Genomic DNA, 24,209 nt, shown 5'->3' on the forward strand with positions numbered 1-24,209 from the left:
GCTCTCCCAGGTTGGACGGATGCCTTCGCGAGCCAGCTTCTCGACATCCCAGCGACGGGAGGCGTGAACCACGCGGAGGGTTCACCCGGCTGGCGAGTCGGTGAAGTTGCCGGCACCCGACTACCTCCCGGCAAGCGGTGGCTGCCCCAGCGCTTCAGTCGACTTGATCACCGAACTCGGGAGCGCCGCTCTCCAAGCCCGGCTGTTCGGCCCCCACACCTGAGCTGGTCGGCTAGCCCCATCGTCGCGGTGGTGGGCCGTCAGAACCTCAAGTGGCCGGTCCGCGGCAGATCTCCCAGCACGAAAATCACCGGGTAATCCGTGCGCGTGTGCTCGCGTACCGCCCCCGGCCCCTCTCTCGTTGCGCCACCAGCGTCATTCCCAGCCTGGCAGTGCCCGGCGGCGCCCCGCACCCCTACGGCGATACGCACAATCCCCGAAGGTGCGGCTGTGGTCCGGGCAGGCTGCCGCGCGCGGCCGGGCGTGTGAGTGCGCAGGCCCTGTGTTCAACAAGCAGCCGGATGCGCTCGCCTGTGTGGGCGGTGTCGGCGGCGTAGCCTCGGCCCGTGCCAGCCAAGCCCAGTCCTCGCCAGCGGAGCGAGCCGACGCGGCCTCTGCCGCCTGCCACGCGTCGCCATTGTGGGGCAGTCGACCGAAGGGCACCGCGGCCGGGTCCAGGAGATGCGCGAGCATCCAGGCCGTCACGGACTTGCCGCTGTACTGCTCGCCGGTGAGGAACAGCACGGGGCGCCGGATCTCGGGGATCAGTCCGGTAACGAGCCAGGGGACGATGCTCGCCCACTCCTCGTCCGTGACGTTCAGCAGCTCGCGCAGTTCGGTCAGCGAGCCTCCGCTGACGGGCGCGAGCGGTTCGGTGTTCGGGTGGTTCATGTCTGTCCTTCTGGTCGGCCAGGGCCGCCGATCCGCCCCGGGTGTCCATCTGTCCAACGAGCAAGGTCACATCTTGTACGGGCCCCAGGCATCGTGGAGGGATTGCATCTTCCGCCCCACGCAATTGCAGATGCTTGCATTTTCAGCCACCCATGCAATTTCTAGAAATTATCAGCGGTGAGAAATAAGGAGAAACCCGCTCCGGGGCGGTGAGAAATTCAGATCAGGTGGACATCTTCGTGGCTGGCATGCAATCTGTCGTTGTGTCTACGAACAGGTCCCCGCTTGGGGCTTTAGAGGAACGACTGGAGCGGGAGGAACGGCGTTGCGCTCAACGCGTCACTCTCTACACCCAGAAACTGAAGAACGCCCAGAGAGACCTCCAGGCCACCCAACTGGCCCGGAGATGCTTGATGCAGACGTTGGCTGACATGCCCCAGGATGCAGTTGCCTCTCTCTCCGCCGCGCCTACCTCCACTCCTGAACCTACAGCCGGAAATTCCGGCGCCGCGGTGGTTGCTGCTGATACGCCGGCGGCTACAAGGTCACAGAAGGCTGCCTCTATAGACGCCAGTGTGGCTGACACAACAGACAATGCGGGTACCGAGGTCTGGCCGTACGACCTGTCCGTGAGTGGGTGGCCCGGCGCCGGCAATCCAGCAGGAGAGCCCACCGCTCAGGGCGGTGAACTGACCGTTGAGGAGAAGTTGGCCCAGGGGCAGCCCGGTGAACGGGCGAACCGTTACCCGCGGTTGGAGGAAGTTCAGGCGGAGCTCACCGAGAAGGGGCCGATGCGGATGAAGACGATGCTTGCGACGTTTGGGCTTCCGCACTCTCGTACGGCTGTATCCAGCATGTTCGCCAAGCTTGACCGCTGGGTCAGGGAAGGAGACCTGGATAAGCCGATGCGGGGTCTCTATGCGGCCCGGGCGATTCCAACCGATCTGTCACGTTGAACTTCCGACTGCTGGCGCTGCATGGCAGCAAGTGCCGCGGCAGAAACATAACCAGCAGATCAGAAGGCAGATCGTGCTGACTCTCAAAGAGGTACTGCTCGGACATGAAGCGCGAGTTAGCGCCGGTCGGCATCGGCCCGGTGGTGCCTGCGGATGGCAGGCATGCTCCCGCAGGCACTGCAGGGCGCGCACGGCCGATCGGAGCCAATCAGGCTCCGCTGCCGGCGAGTGCCTCACCTCGTCGACCCTCGAGCACCTGCCGGGGCAGGTCGGGCAGAAGCGGCAAACTCTAGTCGGCTTGGGCGGGCGCTTCGGTTAGGGCGCCGTCCTGCCGGGGCTACGCCCCGGCAGATGCGTATCGATCACGCTAGGCCGCAAAGGGTGTGACAGGCTCGCGTCCGCGTGTTGGATGCGCTGTATCTGAGTCGGAGGGCGGGCGGCTACGGTTCCCAGGTGGTCCGCATGACAACGGTTCGATGCACTCCTGCGTCGAACATGGCCTGGGCTCGGTGCTGGCCGTTGATGTAACCCGTCCCGGAGCTGTCGGGCTGGATCGCGTCGGCCGTGCTGAACAGCGTCGCCAGCGCCTCGGTCTCCCATTCGGTGGCTCCGGCCGCAGCCTCGTGCTCCACCGCGTACTGCTCCATGTCCTCAGCATCAATCCCTTGTGTGCGGGCCTGCTTCAGCACATCGAGCGCCATCGCGCTGACCACGTGCCAGTCCCCGCCGTGGTACCAGCAGCAGTCCCGGGCACCGGTCCCGTGGCGTGGCATCGCCTGGCGCATCCAACGCCGCCACCGCCCCGTACCGGCTGGCATGCAGTCCGGTGCCCGGAAGGGCTGCGGCCGGGCGAGGCGTACCACTGCGCACTCCTCGAACCGCAGCTGCGGCTCCGGCTCCTCGGGGTGCGGGATGAAGCCGGATCCCCGATCGGCCTCGACAGGTGAGCCGACCAACGTCTCCAGCTGCTGTGGGGACACCCCCGTCCACCGGGGACCACGCACCCCAAAGCGCTCGGACTCGGTGAACCGTACGCGCTGGAATCCCTCCAGGCCCGGGCCTCCGTCGCCTCTCAGCTGCAACTGGACCCACACCGGAGGGAGTTCCTCGTCAGGGCAGTGCTGCTCCCACACCGCGTTGACAAACGCCTCCGCCGCGTTCGTCAGCGCCATGCCCTCTCCGGAAACCTGGGTCACCACGGCCACCGGCCGCGCCCGTGCCGCGGTGAACAACTGCAGCCGGCAGGTCGCCGGGAACCCAGAGGGCGCCAGCACAGTGAACATGTGCTCGTCCACACTCCGTCGGCGCGGCGCCGACAGCGCCTCGAGGAAGCCTTTCGCGGGAGGCACCGCACCGGGCGCCAGGTCGCGGGAGTCGTCATCCATCCACCGATCATCCACGATCCGGCGGACCATACACAGCGGCTTACGCCCTGGCCGCCGGGGAGCGCCGACCGGCTCTGGCACGTCCTCGCGCAGGGGGCACGGGCCGGACGGAGGGGACGGATGCCGTGGGCGAGGCGACGCAGCCCGGCGGGGGCAGAGCGGGCGTGACCCTTCAGGGCGCGGCTCGTTGTCGGGGTTGGGGTGGTCTGTGCCTTCATGGGGCCCGGCTTGGTGTGTGGGTGTGGGTCGGCTCGGGCGCGGTGGTCGCGTCCGGGCCGGTGTCCTGGGTACCGCCCTCGCCGCGGCTGCCGACTGCGGGTCAGGCAGTGCGGGAGCGCAACGGGATGACTGTGCGCTGGCCGGTCGCGCGCTCGCCCAGGCGGTAGATGGGGGAATTGGAGAGCTTGTCGACGTACTCCAGCCAGCCGTCCTCTACGAGTTGGCCGCGGACACGGGAGAACAGGCTCGGCGTCCAGCCCAGCTCGCCCTCTGCCAGTTTGCGGGCGGTCTTGCGGACCGCGCCGCTCGGCTCCTTCGGCATGATCGCGTACAGCTGCAGCACGAGGCGCTGGTGGGGGGAGATCTTTGGAGCGGCGCAGGACCTCGCGCGCGAGTGTGCCGTCGGCGGTGTTCACTGCCGGCCCCCCTTACAGGCCCGTTCGTGAGGCCTGGGATGTCGGGCGGGTTGTACGCCCGGATGGCTCCGCGCTGCTCGGCAGAACGCGCGGGCGCCCGGATTCGCGGGACGCGGGGGCGGGGAGCAACTCACCTTCCTGCGGGGCGTGTTCGGGCCGCGGTTCCTGGTCCATGGGGGTCCTTCCGGGGTCAGGCCGTGGCGTCCTTGGCGAGGGCGGGGCGGGTCCGGGTCTCGACGGCGGCGACGGCCTGCCGGGGGAGGGTGAGGACGCCGTCGAGGAGCTCGCGGGCCTTGGCGTAGGCGGCGCGGCGCTCGTGCTCGCCCCCGTTGCCGTCGAGGGCGATTTCGAGGAGCCCACGGGCCCGGGTGATGTTGGCGCGCTCCTGGCGGGGCAGGTGGCGCAGGCCGGTTTTCCGGGCGTGTTCGTCGGCGGCCCGCCATGCGGTTTTCAGTTGGCTGACGGCGGGCCGGTAGAGGTTGAGGTCGTCGCCTCGGCGGGCGTCGGCGGCGGTGTCGAGGGCGTGCAGGAGGGCCGCGGTCTGGGGCACGGTGACGTCGTCGAGGGCCGGGCGGTCGAGGACGGCGAGAACGTCGCAGAGGTAGGCGGCGTGCGCGTCGAGTACCTCGTCGTGCTCGGCCTCGATGGCGCGGCGGCGCTCCTGGGCGGCGGTGTCGGCCGCGCGCCGGGCAGCCTTGCGGGTGCGGCGGCGCTGAATGGCCGTCCACAGGGAGAAGCCGCCGACACTCACGGCAAGCCCACCGGCCGCCACTGCGACGGGGAACCAGACGCTACTAAGCGGGTCGTCGTTCTTCGGGGAGTCGACCGCCGGTTTCGAGGGAGCTCCACCCCTGAGGGCGCCCTCGAACGAGTCTGTCAGCGACCCGAAGTTCGTGAGCACGGCGAGTGCCACCATGCCCGCGATGAACCGCGCGACGGCCTGCCCGAACTCCTTTCGCATGACCCCCAACGTGATACCGGCCACGGTCCCGAGCGAGACGACCAACGTGGCGATGCGGACTGCCCAGTCACTCATCAGGCGGCGGCGGTGCCGCTCTTGCGCGTGCGCCGCGCGGTTCCGCCCTCACCACCCTTGGTGGTCCGGGACCGGGTGGCCTTGGGCTTGCTCGCCTTCGCGGCCTTGGCCGCCTCGCGCTCCTCGGCGGCCTGGTCGAGCCACCCGGGGTGCCTCTCCTCGATCAGGGTCCGGAGGTACTGAGCGGCGATGCCGGCCTCGCGGGCGACGGCCGACAGGTGGCCGTACGCGGTCGACGTCATGGCCTCCTTAACCGCCGCATCCAACAAGGCCGTCTTGTCCTTCTTGGCCTGGGCCTCGGACGTCTCGGACGCCTCTCGCAGTTCCTTGATCGTCTTCTCGAGGGTGTCAGTCATACCCCGAGGATGACATGTCCGGAGATTCACTACAAGCAAGACTTGTAGTTGACATGCGACCGTGGAAGAGTGAGTGCCGGTCGGACCCGAATCGCCGGACCCTACTGGCTGCCGATATGACTCCAGCCCACAAAAAGTGAGGTCACAGCGTATGGGGAAGTTCGCAGCCGCCTTGAGTACCAGCGAGCGCACGCTCCGGATCACGGTTGCGGCCCTGATGCGCGCCCGGCGAGAATCAGACGTCGTTCGCCGCGGGCCTGCGGATCACTCAGTCGAGCAGGACTCCATGGCGCGTACCGCGGTCTTCGGGCCCGGCGGTCCGTCAGCAGGGCCGCGGCAGCCACGACACTAGCCCCGGCCAATGGTCCCTGTTCGGCCCGTCGATGTCCGTAGGGTCTTGATCGGCATCGGGCGCCGGCGCGCGGGCAGGGCTGGCGACGCCGGACGGTGGGTGGGACATCTGCGGGCAGAGCCACGGCAGCGCTTTCCCGGGCGGTTCACTGTGGGCTGGCCCGCGGACACGCAGGGGCGGGCGCGACGGCCGAGCCTGGCCGGCGCCGAGGGCAGCCGGCCGGTTTCGCAGGGCGCCATGGGCGCTCCTGCGGTCAGGCCGGGGCGCACCGGCTGGGTGCCAAGGGGGAGCCTCCCGGCTGCCCGTCGGCGGACACCGGCTCCTCGCCCCGGCGCCAGGAGCAGGAGGCCGCGCTGACTCGACCACGAGCTGCTAGCTCTGATGACCACCTGCTGTTGGGTCCGCCGTATGAGGGGGTGACGGCGCTGGTGCTGGCGGTGGCAGGGCGCGGCCGGGCTGTGCGGAACGGTGGAGGTCAGTGGGACTCGGCACCCAGGCCACTGCGCAGCAATGGGAACAGGGTGTCGGGTGCTTCCAGGACGCCCCTGTTGAGGGGTGCTTGCGGCCGTAGGTTCGGGGGCAGCACGATTCCGAGGTATGCGCTGTCCCCGAGCGCTGTCCAGGTCGGATCGACGACGCGGCCGTCTACGTCGGTGCACCAGGCGTGTGCCACTGGTACGGGGCTGTCGGCACTGACGGTGAAACCCTCGGTGTAGGCCAGGTGTGGGTGCTCCCGCTCGGTCGCGGCCGCGTTGGCAGCGCAGTCCCGTATTGGCAGTGGCCGGATCTGTGCCGGGAGGGCGGCGGGGGTGAACCAGCGGCCGTGCGCGGCGACGAGCTCGTACACCGAATGGTGTTTCCACCCTGCGGTGCCGTCGTAGTCCAGGCTGCTCTGCAAAGCGATGTGTTCTCCCAGCCAGTTGAGGAGCGCTTGTTCGGCGGGGGACATCAGCCGGGCAGAGGCGAGGGCACCGACAGGGTCGCGGACTATGGGTGTGTCGGCTGGGCTGCCCATCTCGTCCGCGGAATTCAGCATGACTCCTTCTCCAGCTGCGCCGGTACTCCCGTGCATTCCAGTTCGTTTTCCTACCAGGACGGGGTGCGCACGTCCAGCGGCGCTGGCGGCCCAGGGAGCAGCGGCGAGAGGAGGCAGCGGGCACGGTGGCTGCTTCCGCTGCTCTTGATGGGACTGGCGGAGCACCACGCCGGGACGGGGGCCGGGGCGCGGCAGAATCGGGGCGGCGGCCGGGGCTCCTCCGGGAGCCTCCGGAGCAGCCGGTCTGTACGTCTCGGGTTCCGCCGCGCGAGGGCGTCCTGGACACGCGGTGGCGTTGTGCAGCGGGTCCCGGAAGCCGGTGTCGGCCCTTTCCGTGCTGTCCTGTGCCCCTGAGGAAACGGAAGAGCCGCCGATGCCGATGGACCGCATCAAGGCGGCCAATCCGCGCCGACCGCGTCCGGAGTCAGCATGGAGCCGCCGTTCATCGCGTTCGGCCTCGATGGGTGGCCCTCGCCGAGCACAGCGACAAGCTGGTCATCATCGCGCCTGGCGAGGAACAGGCTCGCCTGTTCTTCAGCGACCTCGCAGCGCAGACGCCCCGGCCCAAGGGGGCGCGAAGGGCTGTTGCGGGCCGGCAACACCTCGGCGTCCCCATGCCTGCGGACGTCGGCCGGCTGCAACTGCTGCGCCCGATCGCCGGGCGGATGCCGCGACAGGCCGACCCGCCGCTCTCGCCCGGTCTCCGGCCGGCCGCACAGCCCGGCGAACGTCTCCGGTAGCAACATGGTCGCGCGTCGTCCGCGGATCGCCGTGCGGGATTCACGCAGGTTGTGGTCGTGCGCCTCACGCAACCGGCGTCGGTGCCTGCCCGTGGACATCGGGTGGCATGTTGAGGGGGTGAGGTGCAAGGGTGAAGGGTGCCCGAGTGCGCTGGGCCCACCAGATGCGCAGGCAGTATGGCGGGTGGGTGGATGCTGAGAGCAGGCCGTTCCACAGACGTGCGGGCCGGGGAGCGCTGCGCTGCAGGGCGCTGTTGCGCATCCACAGTGCGATGACCGCGTCGCGGCCGCAGGCGCGCACCGCACGGGCGTCACAGGCCAGCTCGCTCCACCACGACCGCGCGATGCACAGTAGCCAGAGCGCCCCTGCCGTCAGCGCGGCGGCGGACAGGGGCAGCCACGCGGCGGCGAGGACCGTGAGCAGCACGCCGACCGCTTGTGCCACCGTTGACCGTGAATTGTCGCAGCGCAGCACGTGGGCGACTTCATGTTCGAGGACGACGGGCAGATGCTCGGCGGTCTCCGGCCCGAACCAGTTGCTGCCCAGCCATATATGGGCCCGGCGGCCTTGGCGGAGAGATGCAGCCTCGTCGGCGTATGCGTCCCGGCTCCAGGCGTCGATGAGAGCGATGGTGAGCCGTTGCAGCCGGTGCTTCCTGGCGATGGCTCCCAGGTACCTCTCGGTGCTTTCCATCTGTCGTACAACCGCTCTGTACAGCGGGCTTGGGTCAGCCGGCTGAGGTGCTCGCAGGATGCTGTTCCAGCTCTGGTGCTGGGCGTGAAAGCCATCGGCGATCTGCAGACGGAGGTCGTTGTCGGAGTGCAGTGCCCAGGCCAAGCTGGCGATCACGGCCACGGGAAGGGCGTCGAGCCCCAGGTGCGGGCCGCTCCCCCGCTGTGTGATGACCGCGGTCATCACGATCCAGCCGACGATGAAGTGGCTCCAGTAGCGCCGGCGTATCCACCGCAGCATCGGTGTCACTGCCCTGCGCGGGCGGGCGTCACCGTCACGGTCATGGGCGCGTTCGTCAAGATCAGCATTGCTTCCCTCGTGCTGGTGCTGTTGGACCAGCTCCCGCCGCGTGCGCGAAGAACGGGGCGCCGGCCGGGAGCGTCCTGCTCGGAGCTGGATTCTTCGCGAACGGCCCGCTGAAAAATGCCGCTCGGACGCGGCGTTCCGCCCCGCGGTCCGGCGCGGGCGAAGCGGGGGCGGCCCGTTCCGCGAGGCGGGGCGAGGCGTTGTCCGCGATGGCCGGGGCCGGGGTGTGCCGCAAGCTGCAGTACGTCAGAACCGAGGTCATACATCCGCCACAGGTCCAGCCGGGCCGGCACTGGGCGCTGAGTCGTCGGCGCAGGACACCGGTATCAAGTCCGCGGGGCAGGCGGGTCACGGTCTGGCCTGCGGTCCGGAGGGCGCGGCAGGAGGAGCTGCCCGGGCTGGCTCCAGCACACAGGCTCCGGCGGCGGGCGGAGCGAGGTGCCCGGTCGGCACCGGACATTCATCGACACCTTGGCCGCAGTCCTTCTCCTCGCGCCCGCTGTTGGGAGTACCGCGGGACTCGTGGCCAGAGCATGGTGGCGCTCAGAGACCTGTGGGTCGGGCCTGGGGCCGTCCGCCAAGGCGGCCTTGCACCGTCTGCGCGAGCCATCGAGGCCTGCCGTGGTCGCTCCTCCAGCGGGCGCTGGAACACGAGGAAGTCGAGCGGAAGGCGATCAGCGACCGCCTCAGCAGCGGGGTGAGCGCGAAGGCCGGTCGGCGTCTTGGGCTACGGCGTCTGCGGTTTCGTATGTGCCGCGGTGCTGCTGGGCTGGTCGGGATAGCCGTCGGAGAGCGTCGTCAGGGGGACGAAGTTGCCGACGTCGGCAGGGCGCCCGTGCAGGGCCGGATGGGCAGGGTCGACGCCGTTGGCGATGGCCATTTCGGCGTAGGAGTCGTACAGCTCGACACCGTCGGGCAGTTCGGGACTGACGATTCGGCCGCTGGCCAGGAGGTTCTGAACCCTCTCGTTGCCGTCGGCACCGCGCAGCAGCCATCCCGCGCACACTTGGGGGCGGGCCGGGGTGGAGGAGTGGCAGCCGAAGCGGCGGGTGGAGCCGGGCTGGCTGGTGGGGGCGCTGAGTTCGAACGCCGTGGCGGGGAATTGACCGCTCGGTGCGTCGCGCCGCCAGGGGCACGGCTCCGTGCCGCCGCACGGCCGCCGCGGGGCGGTGGGCACGTCATGCGCCAAGGTGACCACCCCCCACACGTCGTCGGCGGGCCGTTCCGCCAGCACGGACGGGGAGCGCGGGGCCGGGACGGGCAGTGCCCGGGAAACGGGGGGTGTCCGGTCGGCGGGGAGCAGGCTCTGGCCGGCAGCCAGCTTGGCGTTCAGCTCGGTCAGCAGCGCCTCGGCGGTCATGCCGCGCTCGGCGGCGAGTTCAGCCAGCCGGGTTCGGACACGCAGGTCGTGTTCGGTTTCGTCGCTGTAGGACAGGTTCGCGGCCGTGCACCGGGCATCGTTCGGGGCGTTGCCCGTGGCCGGTGCTGCGGTCTGAACCGTGGTGGCTTCGCTCATGGGGTCTTCCGTCCGACAGCCAGGCAGGCGGCACACCACCGTTGCCCGGGCCGCTCGGTCAGGTCTTCCGGCACGTCGCGGATACCGCTCGGCACGCTGATGTCTGGCCCCCCGCAGGCGACCGTGTGGGAATCGCAGTTGCCCTCGCAGTCGCCGGGGTCGGTCGGCGTGTGCCAGATGATCTCCACGGGGCCGAGGGCTCCTGCGGGGCGTACGCGTTCAGCGGTGGCAAGCACGGTCACGACTCCTTCGGGATCTGCAGGGGTATTCGAGTCTCCACTATCAGGGCGCCGGGCGGCAGGTTCGCGCAGTACCTCGTTGAGCTGGGCCCGGAACGGGTGGATGCCGTAGGTGAGGGCGGCGTCGTCACCGTGGTATCGGCGGTGACCCCCGCGGGTCGTGCTCGACGAGGCGGACCGCACGGTCGCGGACTGGATCTCGGTCACCTGCGGCTGGCGGTCCCGACAGACCAAGCACGGGGCGAGGGCTCGGTAGGGCTGGTCGCCCTCCACCCTGCAGCCTGTGCTCGCCGGGACCTGCCCCGTCATCTGCTCCCCGCTCCTCCGAGCCGTGCGGACACGCTGCTCGCACGCTGGACCAGCCCGCCCCTTGTTGTGTACCCGGCGGTTTTTGTCCGGGCCTGGAGAGCTTATCCAGAAATCGGGATGCCAGCCGGGAAACTCCCTCACGCCTGCACCCGAGGTTGGGCGGGGTCTGGAACAGCAGTTGGCCCTCATGCTCACGGGGTGCACCGGAGTGGTGGTCGGCTGCTGGTGACCGACTGGCCCCTGATCCGGCAGCGCGATGCGGAACTGGCCTACCTGGCTCAGTACGAACAGCACGGGTCCACAGTGCCGTTCGGCTCACACCGCACCGGCTACGGATGGGAACCTGACCACGCTGTGGTGCTGGCAGTGCCCGGCTTCGCCGCCCGGCATGCCGCCGAGCACGCCACGGCCGAGAGCGGGCGCATCGTCCTCGGGCCTGCTCTGCCCGCGGCCGCCGCCGGGCCGGACGAACGGGACGTGCTGGCGCTGCTGCGCGGTGCCTACCCCTACCTGCCGACGGACGCCGAGCGCGATGGCGCCGACGCGTCGCCGACGCCTCTGATGTCCAAGGCCCGGGCAGCACGGCGCGATTCCCGGCACGGGCTCGACGAGGCCCGCTCCATGGAGCGGTACGACGAGCTGGTCGTCGGCCGATACAGCTGGGTGCCCGACGACACCCCTGGCGGCGATGCTGCCGCAGAGCTGGGGCAACTGCCCGTTCACTGGCTGAAGGACTGGACGCTGTGCCTGGACGTGGAATGCGGGCCCCGACCCAACACCTCCCTGCACCGCCTGTATGGCACGGTGACCTCCTTCGAGTCCGGTACCTGCCGCCTGGGCTTCTCCCCCACCGGCGGGCACCCGGCCATCGCGGTACCGCTCCGCCGGATCGTCGCGCTCACCGGCGACCGGCAACGGCGCACAACCGGGCAGGTACCCACCCACGAGCCGTACGACAGCCACGGAGCTGAGTACTGATCGGCAGGCCTGTACAGCGGGACGGCCGCCACCGGGATACGGGCGACCGCGAACTCGTCGCCGACGACGGCGCGATGGGACTGTGGAAGGCGCTTCGGCAGGTGCGTCCACTGGACCAAGGCTTTGGCCCCTTCTGGGCACCGCGGCCGAGTTCGCAGTCAGCGAGGACGACAGGCGCGATGGACACTCGCCGACGGGACGGCCCGCCGCCTGGCCAGTGGTATCGGTCGGGCTACGGCTGAGCCACTGTGGCGGCCTTGGTTCGGGTGTCCATCAGCGCCCATACGCGACGCCCCTCCGGCGCTGCGTCGGTTCCGCAGGAAGACGTGACGGTGATTCCGGCGATGCGGGCAAGGACATCGTCGTCCGGCGCGATGCCAGGGCGGTGGCTGAGTACTACGACGAGCGCCATCGCGTCCTGGTCGGCCACATGGACACTGATCCGCTTTCCCTCATCCGCCACAGCCGCCTCGACCAGGAGCCGGGAGACCTCCTTCACCGCGTCCTCGTCCGTTCGATAGCCCCAGTCTTGCAGGGCCTCCACTACACGGCTGGCGACCTTGTCGGCGGCCCATCGATTCGACACGATCGTGAAATTGCAGACCTGGCGGTTCCGAACTGCCATACGAGCTCGCGTGCGTGTGGCGAGGCGCCAGGTGCGTGGGTCAGGCAGCGGTAGCCCGGCGAGCGTCTCCGGCCGCGGAGCCTCGACCGGCTTCTTAGGCGGTGGGGGCGTCTTCGGAGGGTAGGAGGGCGGGACTTTGGGGCCCTTCGCATCCATCGGTTGCATTTCCCCACTCTCGCGGTGGAACGCGCTGCGTGGCAACCACGCCGGGCGGGACTGCTTGTCTCGGCCAGCCACCGACGAGGGCGTCGCCACCGAGCTGCGCAGCATGGCGCTGGCCCGGCGCTAGCGGGCCGGGGCGCGCCCGCGACCCGGCTATGAGTGGCGGCCAGCTCCACCAAGGCGGGCCTGAGCAGCCTGACGGTCGGGACTGTGCTGCCCGCCGCCCCACCCGGGCGCCCGGCACCTGTAAGGGCCGCGCCCGATCGGTGTCCCGGCTCTGCCCGGTCCGGCGCGCTGATAGCGTGTCGGGCGGGCCGGACAAGGGTCCCGGACGATCCTCCGCCACCCGGCACGGCGGGGGGAATCGCCAAAGCGGGCACCGGTCCGTGTGATGGCGACTTCCGCATGTCTTCACCCTTCGACGCTGGCCGGGCAGTGTGCGAAAGGTTCCCTGATGGCAGCTCCCCTCGGAACCCAGCGCGCCCGGACGCGGGCCCGGCTGACCGGTGAAACGCACGCCCAGGCCAGGCTGGACCTGACCGGCCCCGACGGCGTCCCCGACGCCGAGCATCCGGAGCAGGCCGCGCTTGAGGCGGCGATCCTCTCCGAACTCCACAGCGCCTACAACCGCGACCACCACCCTCTCGACGACGCCGTGTACGGCATGACCCGGGTCCGGCCCTCGCGTGCCTCCCTGGTCCTCCACCTGGCCGGCGGCCAATGGGAAGAGGTGCTCGATCTGCTGCTCCCCGAGCCCGACGCCGACCTCGACGTCGAGGGCCTGTCCGTCGCCGGCATCCCGGGACTGCGGTGCCGCTGCCTGCCCAAGGGCCGGATCGTCCTGTACCGACCGGACACTGCCGCCAGCGTCCTGCTGCAGCTGCCCGCCGACGACGCCGACGAGGCACGGCAGTGGATCGCCGAACTGGGCCAGGACGGCGACCCGATGCGCACCACGACGACGTGGACGCCCGCCGAGCGCGAGCAACTGGCGGCATACGAGGCGTGGCTGGGGGACGTGACGGCCCGCAGCCGGGTGCTGCGCCGCCTGCTCGCCTTCCGGGATCTGCCGGCGGTCTCCCTCATCGGCGCCGACGGCCAGGTTCCGTTGCTGGACGACTTCCGGCAGCTCCTCGCCGCCGGCGACGCAGCGATGCGGCCGGCGGCTTCCCGTACCGGGCCAGTGCGGTCCCTGCTGCGGCCGGTGGACCGGGCGCTGGTGCTGGCCGTGGTCGGGGGCCATGCCGCGAACGGGCTGGGGCGTGGCGGCGTGGGGCGTACCTGCACGGCCATGGGGCTCGCGCGGGCACTCGCCGCCCGGGGCCTTCGGGTCCTGGTGGTCGACGCCGACGCCGCGGGCTATGTACAGCGGGCTTTCACCGGCGGCCTTCCGGACGGAGTCCGGGTCGAGAGCGCGGCGGCCGGCGGGGCGCCGGATACGGTGCGGCTGCGCCAACTGGCCCGTGACCCGCGGCACGACGTCGTCCTCCTCGACTCCGGCCCCTCCGATCAGCGGGTCATCGCCGGGGCGGCTGATGGCTGGATCGGCGTCGCGAGCGTGTGGCACCGCCCCGACCCGTGGGAGCTGCTGGTCGACGAGATCACCAGTGCGAATGGGCGACGTCTTCCGGCCGGGTGGGACGAGAGGTGGCTGGCCGTGATGCGCGCGCAGGGGTGGACGGTGCGCTGGAGGCTGGCCCCGGGCGACTTCGAGGGCATGTTCGTGCTGTTCCCGGCGGCACGGTGCGCGGGGATCGTGCTGCTCGGCGCGCGGGAGCAGGCCGGCGCCCGCGCCCAGGACTATCTCGGCGGGCTGCACACCGTGCTGCCGGTGCTGGCCCCGGCCGTCCCGTACGTCACCGACGAGGAGGACGTCCGGGAGCAGCGAGCCGCCGGCGCCGCGTTCGAGCGGATCGCCAAGACCTTGTTCGGATGATGCTCTGCGGGCGGCCCGGGCTGTTCGGAAGAACGACCCGGGCGGCCCGCAGAGCACCGCTACGCTTTGGGAGTGACTGATGCCCTGGCTCTCGACGGTCTCTTGCGACGGGCGCTGCTCGCCTACAACTCGCGGGCGCTGCACGCGGGCGCCGAGGCCGGGGTGCATGCCGCGGCGTTCCTGACCGAGGTGACCACCGACCTCCTTGCGCTCAGGGACGCCAGCGACGATCCGGTGCCGCGCGAGTTCCTCGCGGAGGCGTACCGGTGCCTGACCATGGCGGCCGAAAACCCGCTCGGGCAGTCGTGCCGTGAGCGGGAGGACCTGGTGGACATTGCCTGCCATGGCCTCGCCCATGCCCTCCTGGCCGGGCCCAAGGGCCGGGCGAGCGAGGAAGAGGTGCACCACCTCCTCGCCGAGCAGTGGACGGCGTCGCTGCTGGCCTGGTCGCAGATCGTCCCTGCCCGTCTGGACACCGCCTCCCCGCCGTGCGTCTGCGGCGCGCTGGGCACCCGCCCAGTGCTGGTCCACACCGAGGAGAGCTGAACGGTGAACCGCTCCGTCCCGGAAATCTCCGCGCGCGGCTTCGCGGGCCTGGGTGTCGTGCTGCCCGCCCTCGCCGAGATCCGGATCGCCCTGACCGGCGGCCGCGGCACCGCCAAGTTCCACGTGCCGCCGCCCGACCCTGGCCTGCGCCGCTACCACCCGGGGACCTGCCAGCACTCCAAACCCGCAGACCAGGCCGCCACCTATGCGCTGCTGGAGGTGTTCGGCCGGGTCTGCAAGAAGTGCGCCGTCGTCCTGCCGAGTGCACCGGACGCCCTGTGGCGGGCGGCCGCGTTTGCCGCCCGCCGCCGTGAGGTCCTGGACCGGGCGGAAGCGGACCGCGAGCCGCGGACCTGGCTCGGCTATGCCCGCAACGCCGCCCGCCATGAACCCGGTGACGACGAGCAGGTCGCGCAGTGGCTCCAGCAGGCCCGCACCGATGCCGCGCTCGTCGACGACGCCGACACGCTCGCCGACGCCTGGCGCCAACTCAACGCGGCCCACCGGGCCTTCCTGGACGCCTACGCCGCCGACTGCCCTGAGGTCGAGGCGTACAACGGGGCGAGGGACGCAGTGCGCCGCTCCGCCGGGTCCGAGCAGCGCCGGGTGCTGGATGAGGTGAGCGCGGCGGTCGGCAAGGTCTCCCGGACGCGGGAGCGGATGTACGGGCCGCCGCCGGAGCTGGATGCCGGGGCGCTGGTGTGCGGGGTGTGGCTGGCGGCGCGCTCGCGCGGCCACTCGGCCCGCCGGGCTGCCGATCTGGCCCGGGACGCGGCCGGTGCGGAGCTGGCCGGTGCCCGGGTCGTCGACGTCACCCGCCTGCCCGTCCCGCCGCGGACCGCCGGCAGCACCCACAAGTCCCCTGCGGCCTGGGCTGATCGGGAGCTAGCGCTGTGGTGGCCGGACGCGGTCACGGACATGTGCACGCTGCTGGAGGAGGACTTCGAGGCCGAGTCGGCCGACACCGCCAACCGCCTGCTCCTGGTGCGGGACTGGCCGCTGACCGGCACCCGGGACGCGCCGGTCGCCTACCTGGCGGCCTCCCCCGTCCTGGGCCCGGTCGTCCCCCACGGGTATCGCGAGGTGGGCGACTACGTCTCCTGGAGCGGCGGGGACACCGCCGGTCCCAGTTTCAGCGCGGTCGTGGCCGCCCCGGCCCACCTGGTCGCCAAGCTGGAGAAGGAGCAGGCTGCCCAACCCTCGTACCACGAGCGGCGGTTCACCGTTGGCGGGCCGGTCACCGGCGGCGCGGCCGACCTGGAGGCGGCCGAGGAATTGCTGCGTGCGGCGTTCCCGCTGCTGCCCGGCGACGGCGTGGGCGAGCCGCCCGTCCCGTCTGCGGCCGTCACCGAGCAGCGAGAGGCCCGCCACGCCGCACGGGGGCAGCGCCTGGCCGGCGAGGAGGAGCGGCTCTACCGGCTCGCGGACTCCCTGGGTGGCGGGTACGCCTGCTGGGTGCCGGGCGGCCCGGAGGAATTGGAGCCGCTTGAGAGGCTCGTGTCGTGGCTGCGCTGGAGCACGCTGCGCGTGGACGTGCTGTGCGGCCCGACCGGCACGGCCGACCGGTGGGCCAGCGTGTTCGGCATGCTGGAGTCCGTCACCACCGCCGGCCTCGGCTTCAGCCCCGGCGGGCGGCACCGCACCCTGCACATACCCTGGCACCGGATTGTCGCCCTCACCGGCGCACCGCGCTTCGACCGCGGCCACCGCGCCCCCGATCTGTGGCAGCCCTACGAGCCCGTCGACGCCCCTCCCCCACCGCCGGCCGGTCCTCGTCCTGCCCTGATCCGCGGCGCCGGTCTGCGCGCCATACCGACACCGGACGGTGCGGCATGACCGCGGGCCCCGACCACACCGCTGAGCCGGCGCACCGGGTCCCGGCCGACGTCGGGCCGCGGGCGCGGCGTACGAGCAGATCACCAGCCAGGCCGTCGTCGCACGCCCTACCGGCCCGGACGGACCACTGAACCAGAACGGAACACGCATGCTGAACTACCGCGTAGGAGACCGCGTCCGCATCCTCGACGACAGCGGACACTGGCATGGCACCACCGCGACCATCATCGCCACCTCCGCCGTCCATCTTCTGGAAGGATGCTCCGTCCCCGACGGCGTCTGGAACGTCTTCGACTACAAGATCCGCCCCGACTGCTGCGGACAGCGCTGCACGATCGACCTGCTCAACGAAGATGCCCTTGAAGCTGCCGACGCCGACGCCCGAAAGTCCAGTGGGCTGCTGCCGATCGACCCGGGCGACACCATCCCGATCACCGAGGAGATCGGCCTCGCAGCGTGAGACCGTAGCTTGATGCGTAAGGGCCCTGGGGTGTCTGAGCAATGCTCGTGCCCGTCGCTGTCGCCGGCGTGCCAACGGGCCCATGTCGCGGGAAGGGGCCGGTCGTAGCCCGCCGCGCTCCGCCCGGCGCACGCCGACTCGGTCAGGCCCGGGCTGAAGGGCGCCACGTGTCCGCGCCCCCTCCGTAACCTCGCCTGAGCGCTGCAGCCCGACGAAGCCCTGCCGTGTCTGGAGGAGACCGATGTCCTTCACCGCCCTGCACGCCGACCACGGACGCCTGGACGCCACCGTGGACGGCCTCGGCTGCGGCCTGCCCTTCGCCGCGATCCACCGTGCCCGTCCCCGCGCCTCGCTGACCTGCACCGAATGCCGCCACGGGATGCACGCCAAGAAGTCCAGCGGCGGCCTGCAATTCTTCGCCCACGACGCGCACGCCCCCCGCTGCGCAGCCGCCGGTGAATCGCTGGAACATCACCTGTTCAAGCTTGAACTCGCGCACGCCGCACGGGCCGCCGGGCATCACGCGGAGCTGGAGGTCCGCGCTCCCGGTGGCCGCTGGCGAGCCGACGTCCTGGTCACTGCCCCGGCCAGTCCACGCCGCGTCGCCCTCGAAGCCCAGATGAGCCCGCTCACCCTCGCAGAAGTCCGCGAGCGCACCCGCCGCTACCTCGCCGACAACATCGACGTCATCTGGTTCACCACCCGCCCCCAGCGCTGGTCAGGCCAAGTCCCCGCCGTCCCCGTCCTGCCTCCCCAGTCCCTCCGCACCCGATGGAAGGTGTCGGGAGCGGTCATCACGCGCTTCGTCTTCGAGGACTGCTACTGCGACCCGCCCTGGACTCACGCCGACCACAACCACTGGAGCGAAGCCGCAGAGCCGGTGCCGCTGCGCACCTTCATCGCCGGTGTCCTGCAGCGGCAACTGCTGCAGCGGATATCGGCGTCGACCTTCCACGACGGAACGGCGACCTACGAGGGCTGGGCTCCGAGCGACGACCTCAGAACGGAAGCCGAAACCCTGAACACCTAGACAGGCGGTCAGCTGCAACGCCGTGCGGTTCGCGCGGCCGCCCTGTGCAGGACGCGAACCCCAGCCCAGCTACTGCGGGGCGACACTACGCTTGCGGGATGGCTGTCGCCGTCGTCACCGATTGCACCGATCCGGACCCCCGGGTACGCCTGACCCAACTGTCGTGGCGTGCACAGCTCTTGGTGGAGATCGAGGAGAAGACCGAGGAGATCGCCTGCCGGGCCGAGGGCCACGCGTACCAGGGAGCCGGCCCCGAGGTGGCACAGGCACGCGCAGCCGCCGAGAAGCTGAAGGAACTCGCCGACCTGCACACGGAGGACGACCTGAGCCATCCGGCCGCGGTGACGGAACTGCGGGCCGCCCTCGCCACGGCGACCGCGCTCGTACAGACCCTCGAAAGCCGGCACACGCCCAGCAAGAATCCCGCGCAGACCTGAGGCCCCGACGAGACGTGCCGCTCACGCTCTACGTTGAGCCGTCGTGGACCATCGCCGGGAGTATGTTGCTTAGGTATATGCGGGCGCCCTGCGAGACTGCCCCGGTGCCACTCAGGCGCCCTCCTCATAGATCTCGCCGCTGAGAATCTCCTGCACCAACCGGGCGATGAGATCCCGCCGGGTCATCTCACCTGTGGCCATGTCCGGGTAGCCGGCCGGCAATGCCCGCTCGACCGCGTCCACGATGTCATCGACCTTGAAAGTGATGTTCGTGTCAATGGCCAGGGTTGCGACGCTCTCAACGGCCTTTTCTGTGCGGGCGATCAGATCGCGCACAAAACCTTCTGCATCAAGATCAATCACAGTGCCGATACTACCGGTTGCAGGGTGTTACGTGCGCGGGATTCGGGCGCCTCGCCCTTCAGCTCGTTGGCTCATCCCCCGGGAACAGGGGGCACAGTCGGTATTGGTTACACCCGCAAGCTCACCATCCTCTGAGGCGGTCCACCCCGTCTGGGGCGTACGCAGGTCAGAGAGGGGATCCAGCGTACGCGCCGGAGGAGGGACGGGCCTCATGGCCCGTGAACGACGGCATGATGCCCCGATGGACGGCTCCGGGGGCCGGACCTGCGGCGGATGGCGGAAGCGGCGGACTGCCCAGGAGACTTACGGTTCGGGGGACCGTTCGCGCTCGCGGATCTTGGTCCAGTTCTTGGCCCGGTACTGCGGAAGGTCGTTTTTGCTCGGGCGGGGCGGGTTCAGGGTGCGCACGACGGCGCAGTCCGGGGTGAGGGTCATCGTGACCTTCTTCCTGGTCACGATGATGGCGTCGGGGCCGATGGCCAGCGTGCCCTTGCTCGGCGCGCGCAGGAGGCAGTCCAGGACACGCTGCAGGGCCTCGCACCGCCGCTCCACGGGCACTTCGCGGAAGAATGGGCTGTTCAGCGGGTGCCGCTGGCCCCGCGGGCCAGACGCCCGGCCTGGAGGAAGCGCTCGACCAGCTGGCGGATCTCGGTGTCCGCGGTGGCCTCGGAAACGATGTGCGCGCCCATGTATTTGCGCAGGGCGTGCCGGGTGATCCGCGCTGTCCGGGCGAACTCCTGTGCCTCCTGCTGGGGGAGGGCCTCGATCCGTTGCCATGGCTCCGGCGTGTGGCTGGCGCCCGGAGCCGGTGTGGAATCGTGCATGCCCGACACCGTAGCGGCCTGACAAGGAGGGGCGGCAATGCACGCGCCGTCGAGGCCTCTACGCCTCCCCCGGCACTCGGTTGGCACCCTCGAAGGGATGGACGCCGCATCGCCGGGGCGCGGAGTAGATTCGAGCGCATGAGCGAAGAAGCCCCAAGACGAATTCCCCTGACGACGCCTGCGGCATCCGCGGCAGCAGCGCTCGGCTGCTACGCCGCCCAGGTCGGCCCCTGCGTGCGGGCCTGCGACGGCCTGACCGCCCGCTACGGCTCGCCCGCCCGCACGATCTGCCCAGCGTGTCGGCACGAGGAAGCCCTGGCCGACGCCGCGCGCCAGCGGGGATAGCGGGGGCTTACGGCTGGCGCCGGACAACCGGCGACGCCGACCCGAGCACGGCGCGAACCGGCAGGCACGACGGGCGTGGCGTACGGCGTCGACGGGGCGAGCGGTGACGGCCTCCGGGCGTGGCCAAGCGGTTCCCGTCGTGCCAGTGAGGGTTGTTCACGCAGGTCACAGGAGGGACACCGTGGTGCGGCGCGCGTAGTCGCTCAGGCCCGGCAGACCGGGCCGCAGCCCGGCGACCCGTGCGGTCAGCGCGCATACCGAGGGCCGGCTGGCCTCCAGCGGCGCGGCGACCTCGACCAGGCGCAGCTGGGCGAAGGCGCCTGCCACATCGCCGGCGGCGAGGAGAGCGCGGGCGGTGTCGGTGGCGGCGCGGGCGCGGCGTTCGGCGGTGGGCAGGTGCTCGGGGCGCAGCCGACGGGCGGCAGCGAGGGCGGCGTCGACCTCCCCGAGGTGGCGGTGGATCCCGATCCGGTACAGGGCGCACTGGTCGGCGGTCAGCTCCCAGGTGCCAGCCGGGTGCGGGTGGCGGGTGAGGCGGTGTGTGCTCTCTTCAGCCTGGGCCGCGAAGTCGCAGGCGGTGGTGGGCAGGTGGGCAAGAGCGGCGGTGTAGGCGGCTGTGAGCGCTGCCATGCCCGCCGCCTCCAGCTCGGCGGGGGTGGGCCGGGAGCTGGTCGTCAGGTGGGCTCGGGCCTCCGTCAGCAGGTGCAGGGCCTCGCCGGTGTGGCCGGTGCGGCGCAGCGGGGTCGCGGCCGCGCGGGCTGCGAGGGCGAGCACCACCGGGTCGCCGGAGCGGCGGGCGGCAGCTCCGGCTCGTTGCGCGTAGGCGCCAGCGGCCTCGGTGCGGCCGTGCTTGACTGCGAGCTGAGAGGCCAGGGCCCACACGTCGGCAGCCCGGGCGGCGCTGGCCGGGCCTTGATCCGTGCTGCGGGCGGCGGTGGCCAGCAGCAGCGGCAGCACCTCGTCGAGTTGCTTGTAGGCACCGGCGGCGAACAGTCGACGGCCCGCGGCGACGTCGCCAGCGGACAACTTCGCGGCCGCCTCTGTCGGCGTCGGCCGTCCGGCGAGAGCCACGGCTCCCAGGCCAACTCCCAGTGCCAGCAGGCTTCGTCGTTCCACACCCGGCCCCTTTCCCTGTACGCCGCGCCGAGCGGACGCGGGCTTCGCCTGACGCTACGGCCCGGCGGGGCAGCCGGACAGGGCGCACGAGCGGGCCGTGCGCGACCGGGGGCGCTCAGGGGTGCAGCCGCTGCTGGCGTCCCGGGTATCCGGAGGGCCGTGATCTGTCGGCCGGGGCAAATCCCCGCGAACACGGGGAACGAACTGGCCTCCTGATGAGGGCGGCCAGGCGCTGCCATACTGGGGGGCAAATCCCTGCGAACGCGGGGAACAGCTTCCTGTCCTCCATCGTCGCACGAGCACCAGTGCGGCTTGGAACCACTTCACCAACCCAGCTCCATCGACACGGCCAGCGACGGCCAGGAGCTCACCGACCGCGTCGTACGAGACCTGCGCGCGCTACTGCCCGGCTTCTGCCATGCCGCCGCATCCGACGGGCCCTACCGGTATGGGGGTGATGCTGAGTTCTGCTGGATCGGTCGCGCGGAGGGTACCGGCCGGCTCATTCAGTGTGGGTGCTCCACACATCGGGGCCGCCCCCGCGCCACTCGATCGAAGGGTCTTCCAGCCGCACGTCATCGGGGTCCAGTCCCGCGCGGCGCAGGAACTCCAGGAGGTCCGCAGCGCTGTGGGCGATCCCGAGGCTCGTGGTGCCGACGTACACCCGACGGCCACCTCCGTGCTCCGGCGGATGGACGACAATGCGGGGTCGGGCCGGGTCGGTCATAGCTCCACCTTGCCGACCCTCGGCGCTGGCCGCGCGCTGGCAGATGCGGCCGGGGGTCCGTCGTCGACGGAAGAGAGCAGCGCCACGGTGCACACCGGTGAGGCCGGTTGTGGTTACCCTCGCGGACGGGGCCGTCATCCATGGCGCTCTCCCTGGCCGAGGCGATACCGCGGTCCCCGGTCGACGGGCTGCCCGCCAGCAGGCGGTGCAGCAGCCGGGCAGGAGGGCGTTTCGCCCTCCGAGAGCCCACAATGACGGGGCGCGCGAACGGGAGCTTGCTCCGGTCGAGGCGCCGCTGGGGCTCAGGCCGACGTGGGCCCGCGAGAGTCTTTGGCCCACAGGGCCAACGAATGCCTGAACGAACCCGGTAGCGTGCCCATCGCCGGGGCAGGCCGGCTAGGCAGATAGGTGACCGTAACCGTAGACATCGCGCGAATTTCGTATCAGTGAGCGACGAACGTCTCTTCACTCACTCCTGAAGCACCCTTTACGGCCTCAGGAGCCCCCGCCGCCGGGCGCGTCTCGGACACAGACGGGGGACGTTGAGCAACCGTAGGGTGCCGAGTGGAAGGCTGTGCAAGCGTGGGTACATGGAAGATGTCGATCCCACACGACTGACCGAAATCCTCGCGTTTTACGTGGACCGCTATCTCAGGCAGGGAAACACCGAGAATCGGTTCTTCGTGGAAGTTATCCCGCAGGGGCGAGGTGTGCCTGATGGGAATACGCACGGGTACCCGGTCCGTCTCCCCGACGGCCAGAGGTTCACCGTCGTGGCGGGGGAACAGCCGAGGGTGACTACAACTTAGGGAGGGCCCGATGGAGGAGGACAAGCACAGGGGGATGACAGAGGACGAGCCGTCGGACAACGATCAAAAGCCCGGCACCGGAACTCATCGCTCAGAAGACAGTTGAACTGCTGCGGGCCCCCTGTCGAGCGCGCCCCGTGACAGTGGCGGCAGACTGCTTCCGCAGCTCGCACGTCGGCCCCGCCTGTGCCGCGCGCAGGCGGGGCCTTCCGCACCCAGATGCATCAGAGTGTCCTGGCCGTCTCGCCCACGGCACCCTTGCACCTGCAAGAAGCGACCGGGTTGCCTGGCCGGGCCCGCGGGAAACTGCGAGCCCGGTACCGGACCCGTTGGTCGACTGCTGATCGTCGCCCGACTTGCCGACCCATCGAGGGCGTTGCGGGCGGTGTTGGTCACCCGGCATGCACCCGTCTCCTGTCGGCATCTCGGAAGGGCTTTGGCCAGACGCGGACCGCCGGAGGGGAGCTCAATCCAGGTTTTCGAGGCGCTGGGCGGGATCTGCGGGCCTTGGTGCCGTGCGGCGGAATGAGGCCCTGACAGCCCTGTTCAGGCGAAGGAACCTTTCTGCGTCATTGGCCGATCTGCGGTCAATTCCCTTCTTCTGCAGGAGAGTTCATGCCGAACATGCTTGCCCGCCGTGCCGCTGCCGTTGCCCTGTCAGCGGGTCTTCTGGCCGGCGGATCTGTCGCTCTCGCAGCGCCGGCCTCTGCCGTCGGGTCCTCTGGCTGCACCAGTTCCAAGGTCTACAAGAACGGGTACTACCTGAACTCCAACCACGCGCTCACGCAGGCCAACCCCCTGAAGTTCAGGTCGGGTCCGGGCACGAGCTATGCCGCCAAGGGCCTGCTGTCCCCCTGGACGAAGATCCATCTGACGTGCAGCGCCAAGAACTACAACTGGTCGTACGGCAAGGTCGAGAGCGGTGCGCACAAGGGCGAGTGGGGCTGGGTGTACAGCTGGGAGACCAGCCTCGGCAAGTAGCGCTCACATCCGAGGCGGGCAGTGGCAGACCCTGCTGGCTGCTGCTCGAAGGACAGGAGCCCCGGGCAAGCTGCGCCTTGCCCGGGGCCGCGGGCTTACGACACCACGGCGGTGTCGGGCCCCGGTCTGGAGGCTCGGTACCTGGCGATGAGCCTGGTCAGGTGGGGGTTGAAGCCCTCGGCCTCCTCCAGGGCCGCTGCGGGCATCGGGTCGTCCGGGGAGTAGCCGAGGGCAGGACGTCCGGCGAGGTGCCCGCACAAGGCATCCAGGCGGTCCAGGAGCGCCGCGCGGCGAGCCTGGGCGGGGGTGAGGGAGCGCAGCCAGCCGCACCGTTCCGCTGCTGTCTGGGGGCGTGAGGGCAGGGCTCGGCGGAGGGCGTCAGCGCGTTCGGCGAGGGTGTTCCATACCGGCATGCGCAGCGCCGCGGTGTCCGGATCGGCATCCACGGTTGCGGTCATATCCCCACATTGGCATTTGTGGACTGACAGTGGTCGGCAGGCTGGCCTGGCGCTGCTCCGTACGGCGGCGCGTCGGCCGGCCTTGC

At 70.7% G+C, this 24,209-nt stretch carries 27 protein-coding genes; 10 read left to right on the forward strand and 17 right to left on the reverse strand.

Annotated elements, in window-relative coordinates; all coding sequences use genetic code 11:
- Window positions 1-375: 375 nt before the first annotated feature.
- Entirely contained in the window at window positions 376-891 is a 516-nt protein-coding gene (locus tag D9V36_RS00250; RefSeq protein ID WP_129291867.1) for a hypothetical protein, read from the reverse strand.
- A gap of 575 nt (window positions 892-1,466) precedes the next feature.
- Between D9V36_RS00250 and D9V36_RS00255 the strand changes: the two genes are divergently transcribed.
- Window positions 1,467-1,847, forward strand: a complete 381-nt coding sequence (locus D9V36_RS00255) for a hypothetical protein (RefSeq protein ID WP_129291868.1) — start codon at window positions 1,467-1,469, stop codon at window positions 1,845-1,847.
- Window positions 1,848-2,287: 440 nt separating this feature from the next.
- Here D9V36_RS00255 and D9V36_RS00260 read toward each other — a convergent pair whose 3' ends face one another.
- From D9V36_RS00260 to D9V36_RS41600, 9 genes are all read right to left on the reverse strand, one after another.
- A complete protein-coding gene (locus tag D9V36_RS00260; protein WP_129291869.1) occupies window positions 2,288-3,232 on the reverse strand; it encodes a hypothetical protein in 945 nt (314 codons plus the stop codon).
- A gap of 319 nt (window positions 3,233-3,551) precedes the next feature.
- Window positions 3,552-3,794 carry a replication initiation protein, RepL2 gene (locus D9V36_RS00265; RefSeq protein WP_129291870.1) on the reverse strand — a complete coding sequence of 81 codons (243 nt, stop codon included), beginning with the start codon at window positions 3,792-3,794 and terminating at the stop codon, window positions 3,552-3,554.
- Between the two features lie 263 nt (window positions 3,795-4,057).
- On the reverse strand, window positions 4,058-4,903 hold the full coding sequence (locus D9V36_RS00270; RefSeq protein WP_129291871.1) for a hypothetical protein: 846 nt from the start codon (window positions 4,901-4,903) through the stop codon (window positions 4,058-4,060).
- Window positions 4,903-5,259, reverse strand: coding sequence for a hypothetical protein (locus tag D9V36_RS00275; RefSeq protein ID WP_129291872.1), 357 nt, complete (start codon window positions 5,257-5,259; stop codon window positions 4,903-4,905). Before D9V36_RS00275 ends, D9V36_RS00270 begins: the two co-directional genes overlap by 1 nt.
- 827 nt (window positions 5,260-6,086) lie before the next feature.
- Entirely contained in the window at window positions 6,087-6,647 is a 561-nt protein-coding gene (locus tag D9V36_RS00280; RefSeq protein ID WP_129291873.1) for a hypothetical protein, read from the reverse strand.
- Window positions 6,648-7,036: 389 nt separating this feature from the next.
- On the reverse strand, window positions 7,037-7,459 hold the full coding sequence (locus tag D9V36_RS00285) for a hypothetical protein (RefSeq protein ID WP_164992792.1): 423 nt from the start codon (window positions 7,457-7,459) through the stop codon (window positions 7,037-7,039).
- Complete coding sequence (locus D9V36_RS00290) at window positions 7,452-8,360, reverse strand: hypothetical protein (RefSeq protein WP_241720619.1); 909 nt, start codon at window positions 8,358-8,360, stop codon at window positions 7,452-7,454. Before D9V36_RS00290 ends, D9V36_RS00285 begins: the two co-directional genes overlap by 8 nt.
- Window positions 8,361-9,153: 793 nt before the next feature.
- A complete protein-coding gene (locus D9V36_RS00295; protein ID WP_129291875.1) occupies window positions 9,154-9,942 on the reverse strand; it encodes a DUF6283 family protein in 789 nt (262 codons plus the stop codon).
- Entirely contained in the window at window positions 9,939-10,490 is a 552-nt protein-coding gene (locus D9V36_RS41600) for a hypothetical protein (protein ID WP_241720620.1), read from the reverse strand. Before D9V36_RS41600 ends, D9V36_RS00295 begins: the two co-directional genes overlap by 4 nt.
- A gap of 225 nt (window positions 10,491-10,715) precedes the next feature.
- Between D9V36_RS41600 and D9V36_RS00305 the strand changes: the two genes are divergently transcribed.
- Window positions 10,716-11,468, forward strand: a complete 753-nt coding sequence (locus tag D9V36_RS00305; protein ID WP_129291876.1) for a hypothetical protein — start codon at window positions 10,716-10,718, stop codon at window positions 11,466-11,468.
- A 232-nt stretch (window positions 11,469-11,700) separates the two neighbouring features.
- Here the strand turns inward: D9V36_RS00305 and D9V36_RS41605 are convergent, their stop codons facing one another.
- Window positions 11,701-12,054 (reverse strand): hypothetical protein, encoded by a 354-nt coding sequence (locus D9V36_RS41605; protein WP_241720621.1) that lies wholly within the window; start codon window positions 12,052-12,054, stop codon window positions 11,701-11,703.
- Window positions 12,055-12,709: 655 nt separating this feature from the next.
- Between D9V36_RS41605 and D9V36_RS41345 the strand changes: the two genes are divergently transcribed.
- The 6 genes from D9V36_RS41345 (at window position 12,710) to D9V36_RS00340 (ending at window position 18,500) form a co-directional block, all read left to right on the forward strand.
- On the forward strand, window positions 12,710-14,191 hold the full coding sequence (locus tag D9V36_RS41345; protein ID WP_206739570.1) for an AAA family ATPase: 1,482 nt from the start codon (window positions 12,710-12,712) through the stop codon (window positions 14,189-14,191).
- 72 nt (window positions 14,192-14,263) lie between these two features.
- Entirely contained in the window at window positions 14,264-14,737 is a 474-nt protein-coding gene (locus tag D9V36_RS00320; protein WP_129291877.1) for a hypothetical protein, read from the forward strand.
- A gap of 3 nt (window positions 14,738-14,740) precedes the next feature.
- Entirely contained in the window at window positions 14,741-16,573 is a 1,833-nt protein-coding gene (locus D9V36_RS00325) for a hypothetical protein (protein WP_129291878.1), read from the forward strand.
- A 148-nt stretch (window positions 16,574-16,721) separates the two neighbouring features.
- Window positions 16,722-17,033 (forward strand): hypothetical protein, encoded by a 312-nt coding sequence (locus tag D9V36_RS00330; protein ID WP_129291879.1) that lies wholly within the window; start codon window positions 16,722-16,724, stop codon window positions 17,031-17,033.
- 241 nt (window positions 17,034-17,274) lie between these two features.
- The gene (locus D9V36_RS00335; RefSeq protein WP_129291880.1) at window positions 17,275-18,063 is read left to right on the forward strand and encodes a competence protein CoiA family protein; all 789 of its coding nucleotides are present in this window, start codon (window positions 17,275-17,277) and stop codon (window positions 18,061-18,063) included.
- A gap of 98 nt (window positions 18,064-18,161) precedes the next feature.
- A complete protein-coding gene (locus tag D9V36_RS00340) occupies window positions 18,162-18,500 on the forward strand; it encodes a hypothetical protein (RefSeq protein ID WP_129291881.1) in 339 nt (112 codons plus the stop codon).
- 111 nt (window positions 18,501-18,611) lie between these two features.
- Here D9V36_RS00340 and D9V36_RS00345 read toward each other — a convergent pair whose 3' ends face one another.
- The 3 genes from D9V36_RS00345 to D9V36_RS00355 form a co-directional block, all read right to left on the reverse strand.
- Window positions 18,612-18,863, reverse strand: a complete 252-nt coding sequence (locus D9V36_RS00345; RefSeq protein ID WP_129291882.1) for a hypothetical protein — start codon at window positions 18,861-18,863, stop codon at window positions 18,612-18,614.
- 303 nt (window positions 18,864-19,166) lie between these two features.
- Entirely contained in the window at window positions 19,167-19,421 is a 255-nt protein-coding gene (locus D9V36_RS00350) for a hypothetical protein (protein ID WP_129291883.1), read from the reverse strand.
- A gap of 20 nt (window positions 19,422-19,441) precedes the next feature.
- A complete protein-coding gene (locus D9V36_RS00355) occupies window positions 19,442-19,687 on the reverse strand; it encodes a hypothetical protein (RefSeq protein WP_129291884.1) in 246 nt (81 codons plus the stop codon).
- Between the two features lie 138 nt (window positions 19,688-19,825).
- Here D9V36_RS00355 and D9V36_RS00360 point away from each other — a divergent pair, with 138 nt between their 5' ends.
- Window positions 19,826-20,032, forward strand: a complete 207-nt coding sequence (locus D9V36_RS00360) for a hypothetical protein (RefSeq protein ID WP_129291885.1) — start codon at window positions 19,826-19,828, stop codon at window positions 20,030-20,032.
- 165 nt (window positions 20,033-20,197) lie between these two features.
- On the opposite strand, the gene D9V36_RS00365 is transcribed toward D9V36_RS00360, so the two are convergent.
- Together D9V36_RS00365 and D9V36_RS00370 are read right to left on the reverse strand one after the other, a co-directional pair.
- Window positions 20,198-21,148: a transcriptional regulator gene (locus D9V36_RS00365; RefSeq protein WP_241720622.1), complete on the reverse strand. Its 951-nt coding sequence runs from the start codon at window positions 21,146-21,148 to the stop codon at window positions 20,198-20,200.
- A gap of 502 nt (window positions 21,149-21,650) precedes the next feature.
- The gene (locus D9V36_RS00370) at window positions 21,651-21,875 is read right to left on the reverse strand and encodes a hypothetical protein (protein ID WP_129291886.1); all 225 of its coding nucleotides are present in this window, start codon (window positions 21,873-21,875) and stop codon (window positions 21,651-21,653) included.
- Between the two features lie 1,424 nt (window positions 21,876-23,299).
- Here D9V36_RS00370 and D9V36_RS00375 point away from each other — a divergent pair.
- Window positions 23,300-23,665, forward strand: a complete 366-nt coding sequence (locus tag D9V36_RS00375) for a hypothetical protein (RefSeq protein ID WP_129291887.1) — start codon at window positions 23,300-23,302, stop codon at window positions 23,663-23,665.
- A 95-nt stretch (window positions 23,666-23,760) separates the two neighbouring features.
- Here the strand turns inward: D9V36_RS00375 and D9V36_RS00380 are convergent, their stop codons facing one another.
- Window positions 23,761-24,123, reverse strand: coding sequence for a hypothetical protein (locus D9V36_RS00380; protein WP_129291888.1), 363 nt, complete (start codon window positions 24,121-24,123; stop codon window positions 23,761-23,763).
- Window positions 24,124-24,209: the final 86 nt, after the last annotated feature.

Source organism: Streptomyces lydicus (genome assembly GCF_004125265.1).
Taxonomy (GTDB): domain Bacteria; phylum Actinomycetota; class Actinomycetes; order Streptomycetales; family Streptomycetaceae; genus Streptomyces; species Streptomyces lydicus_C.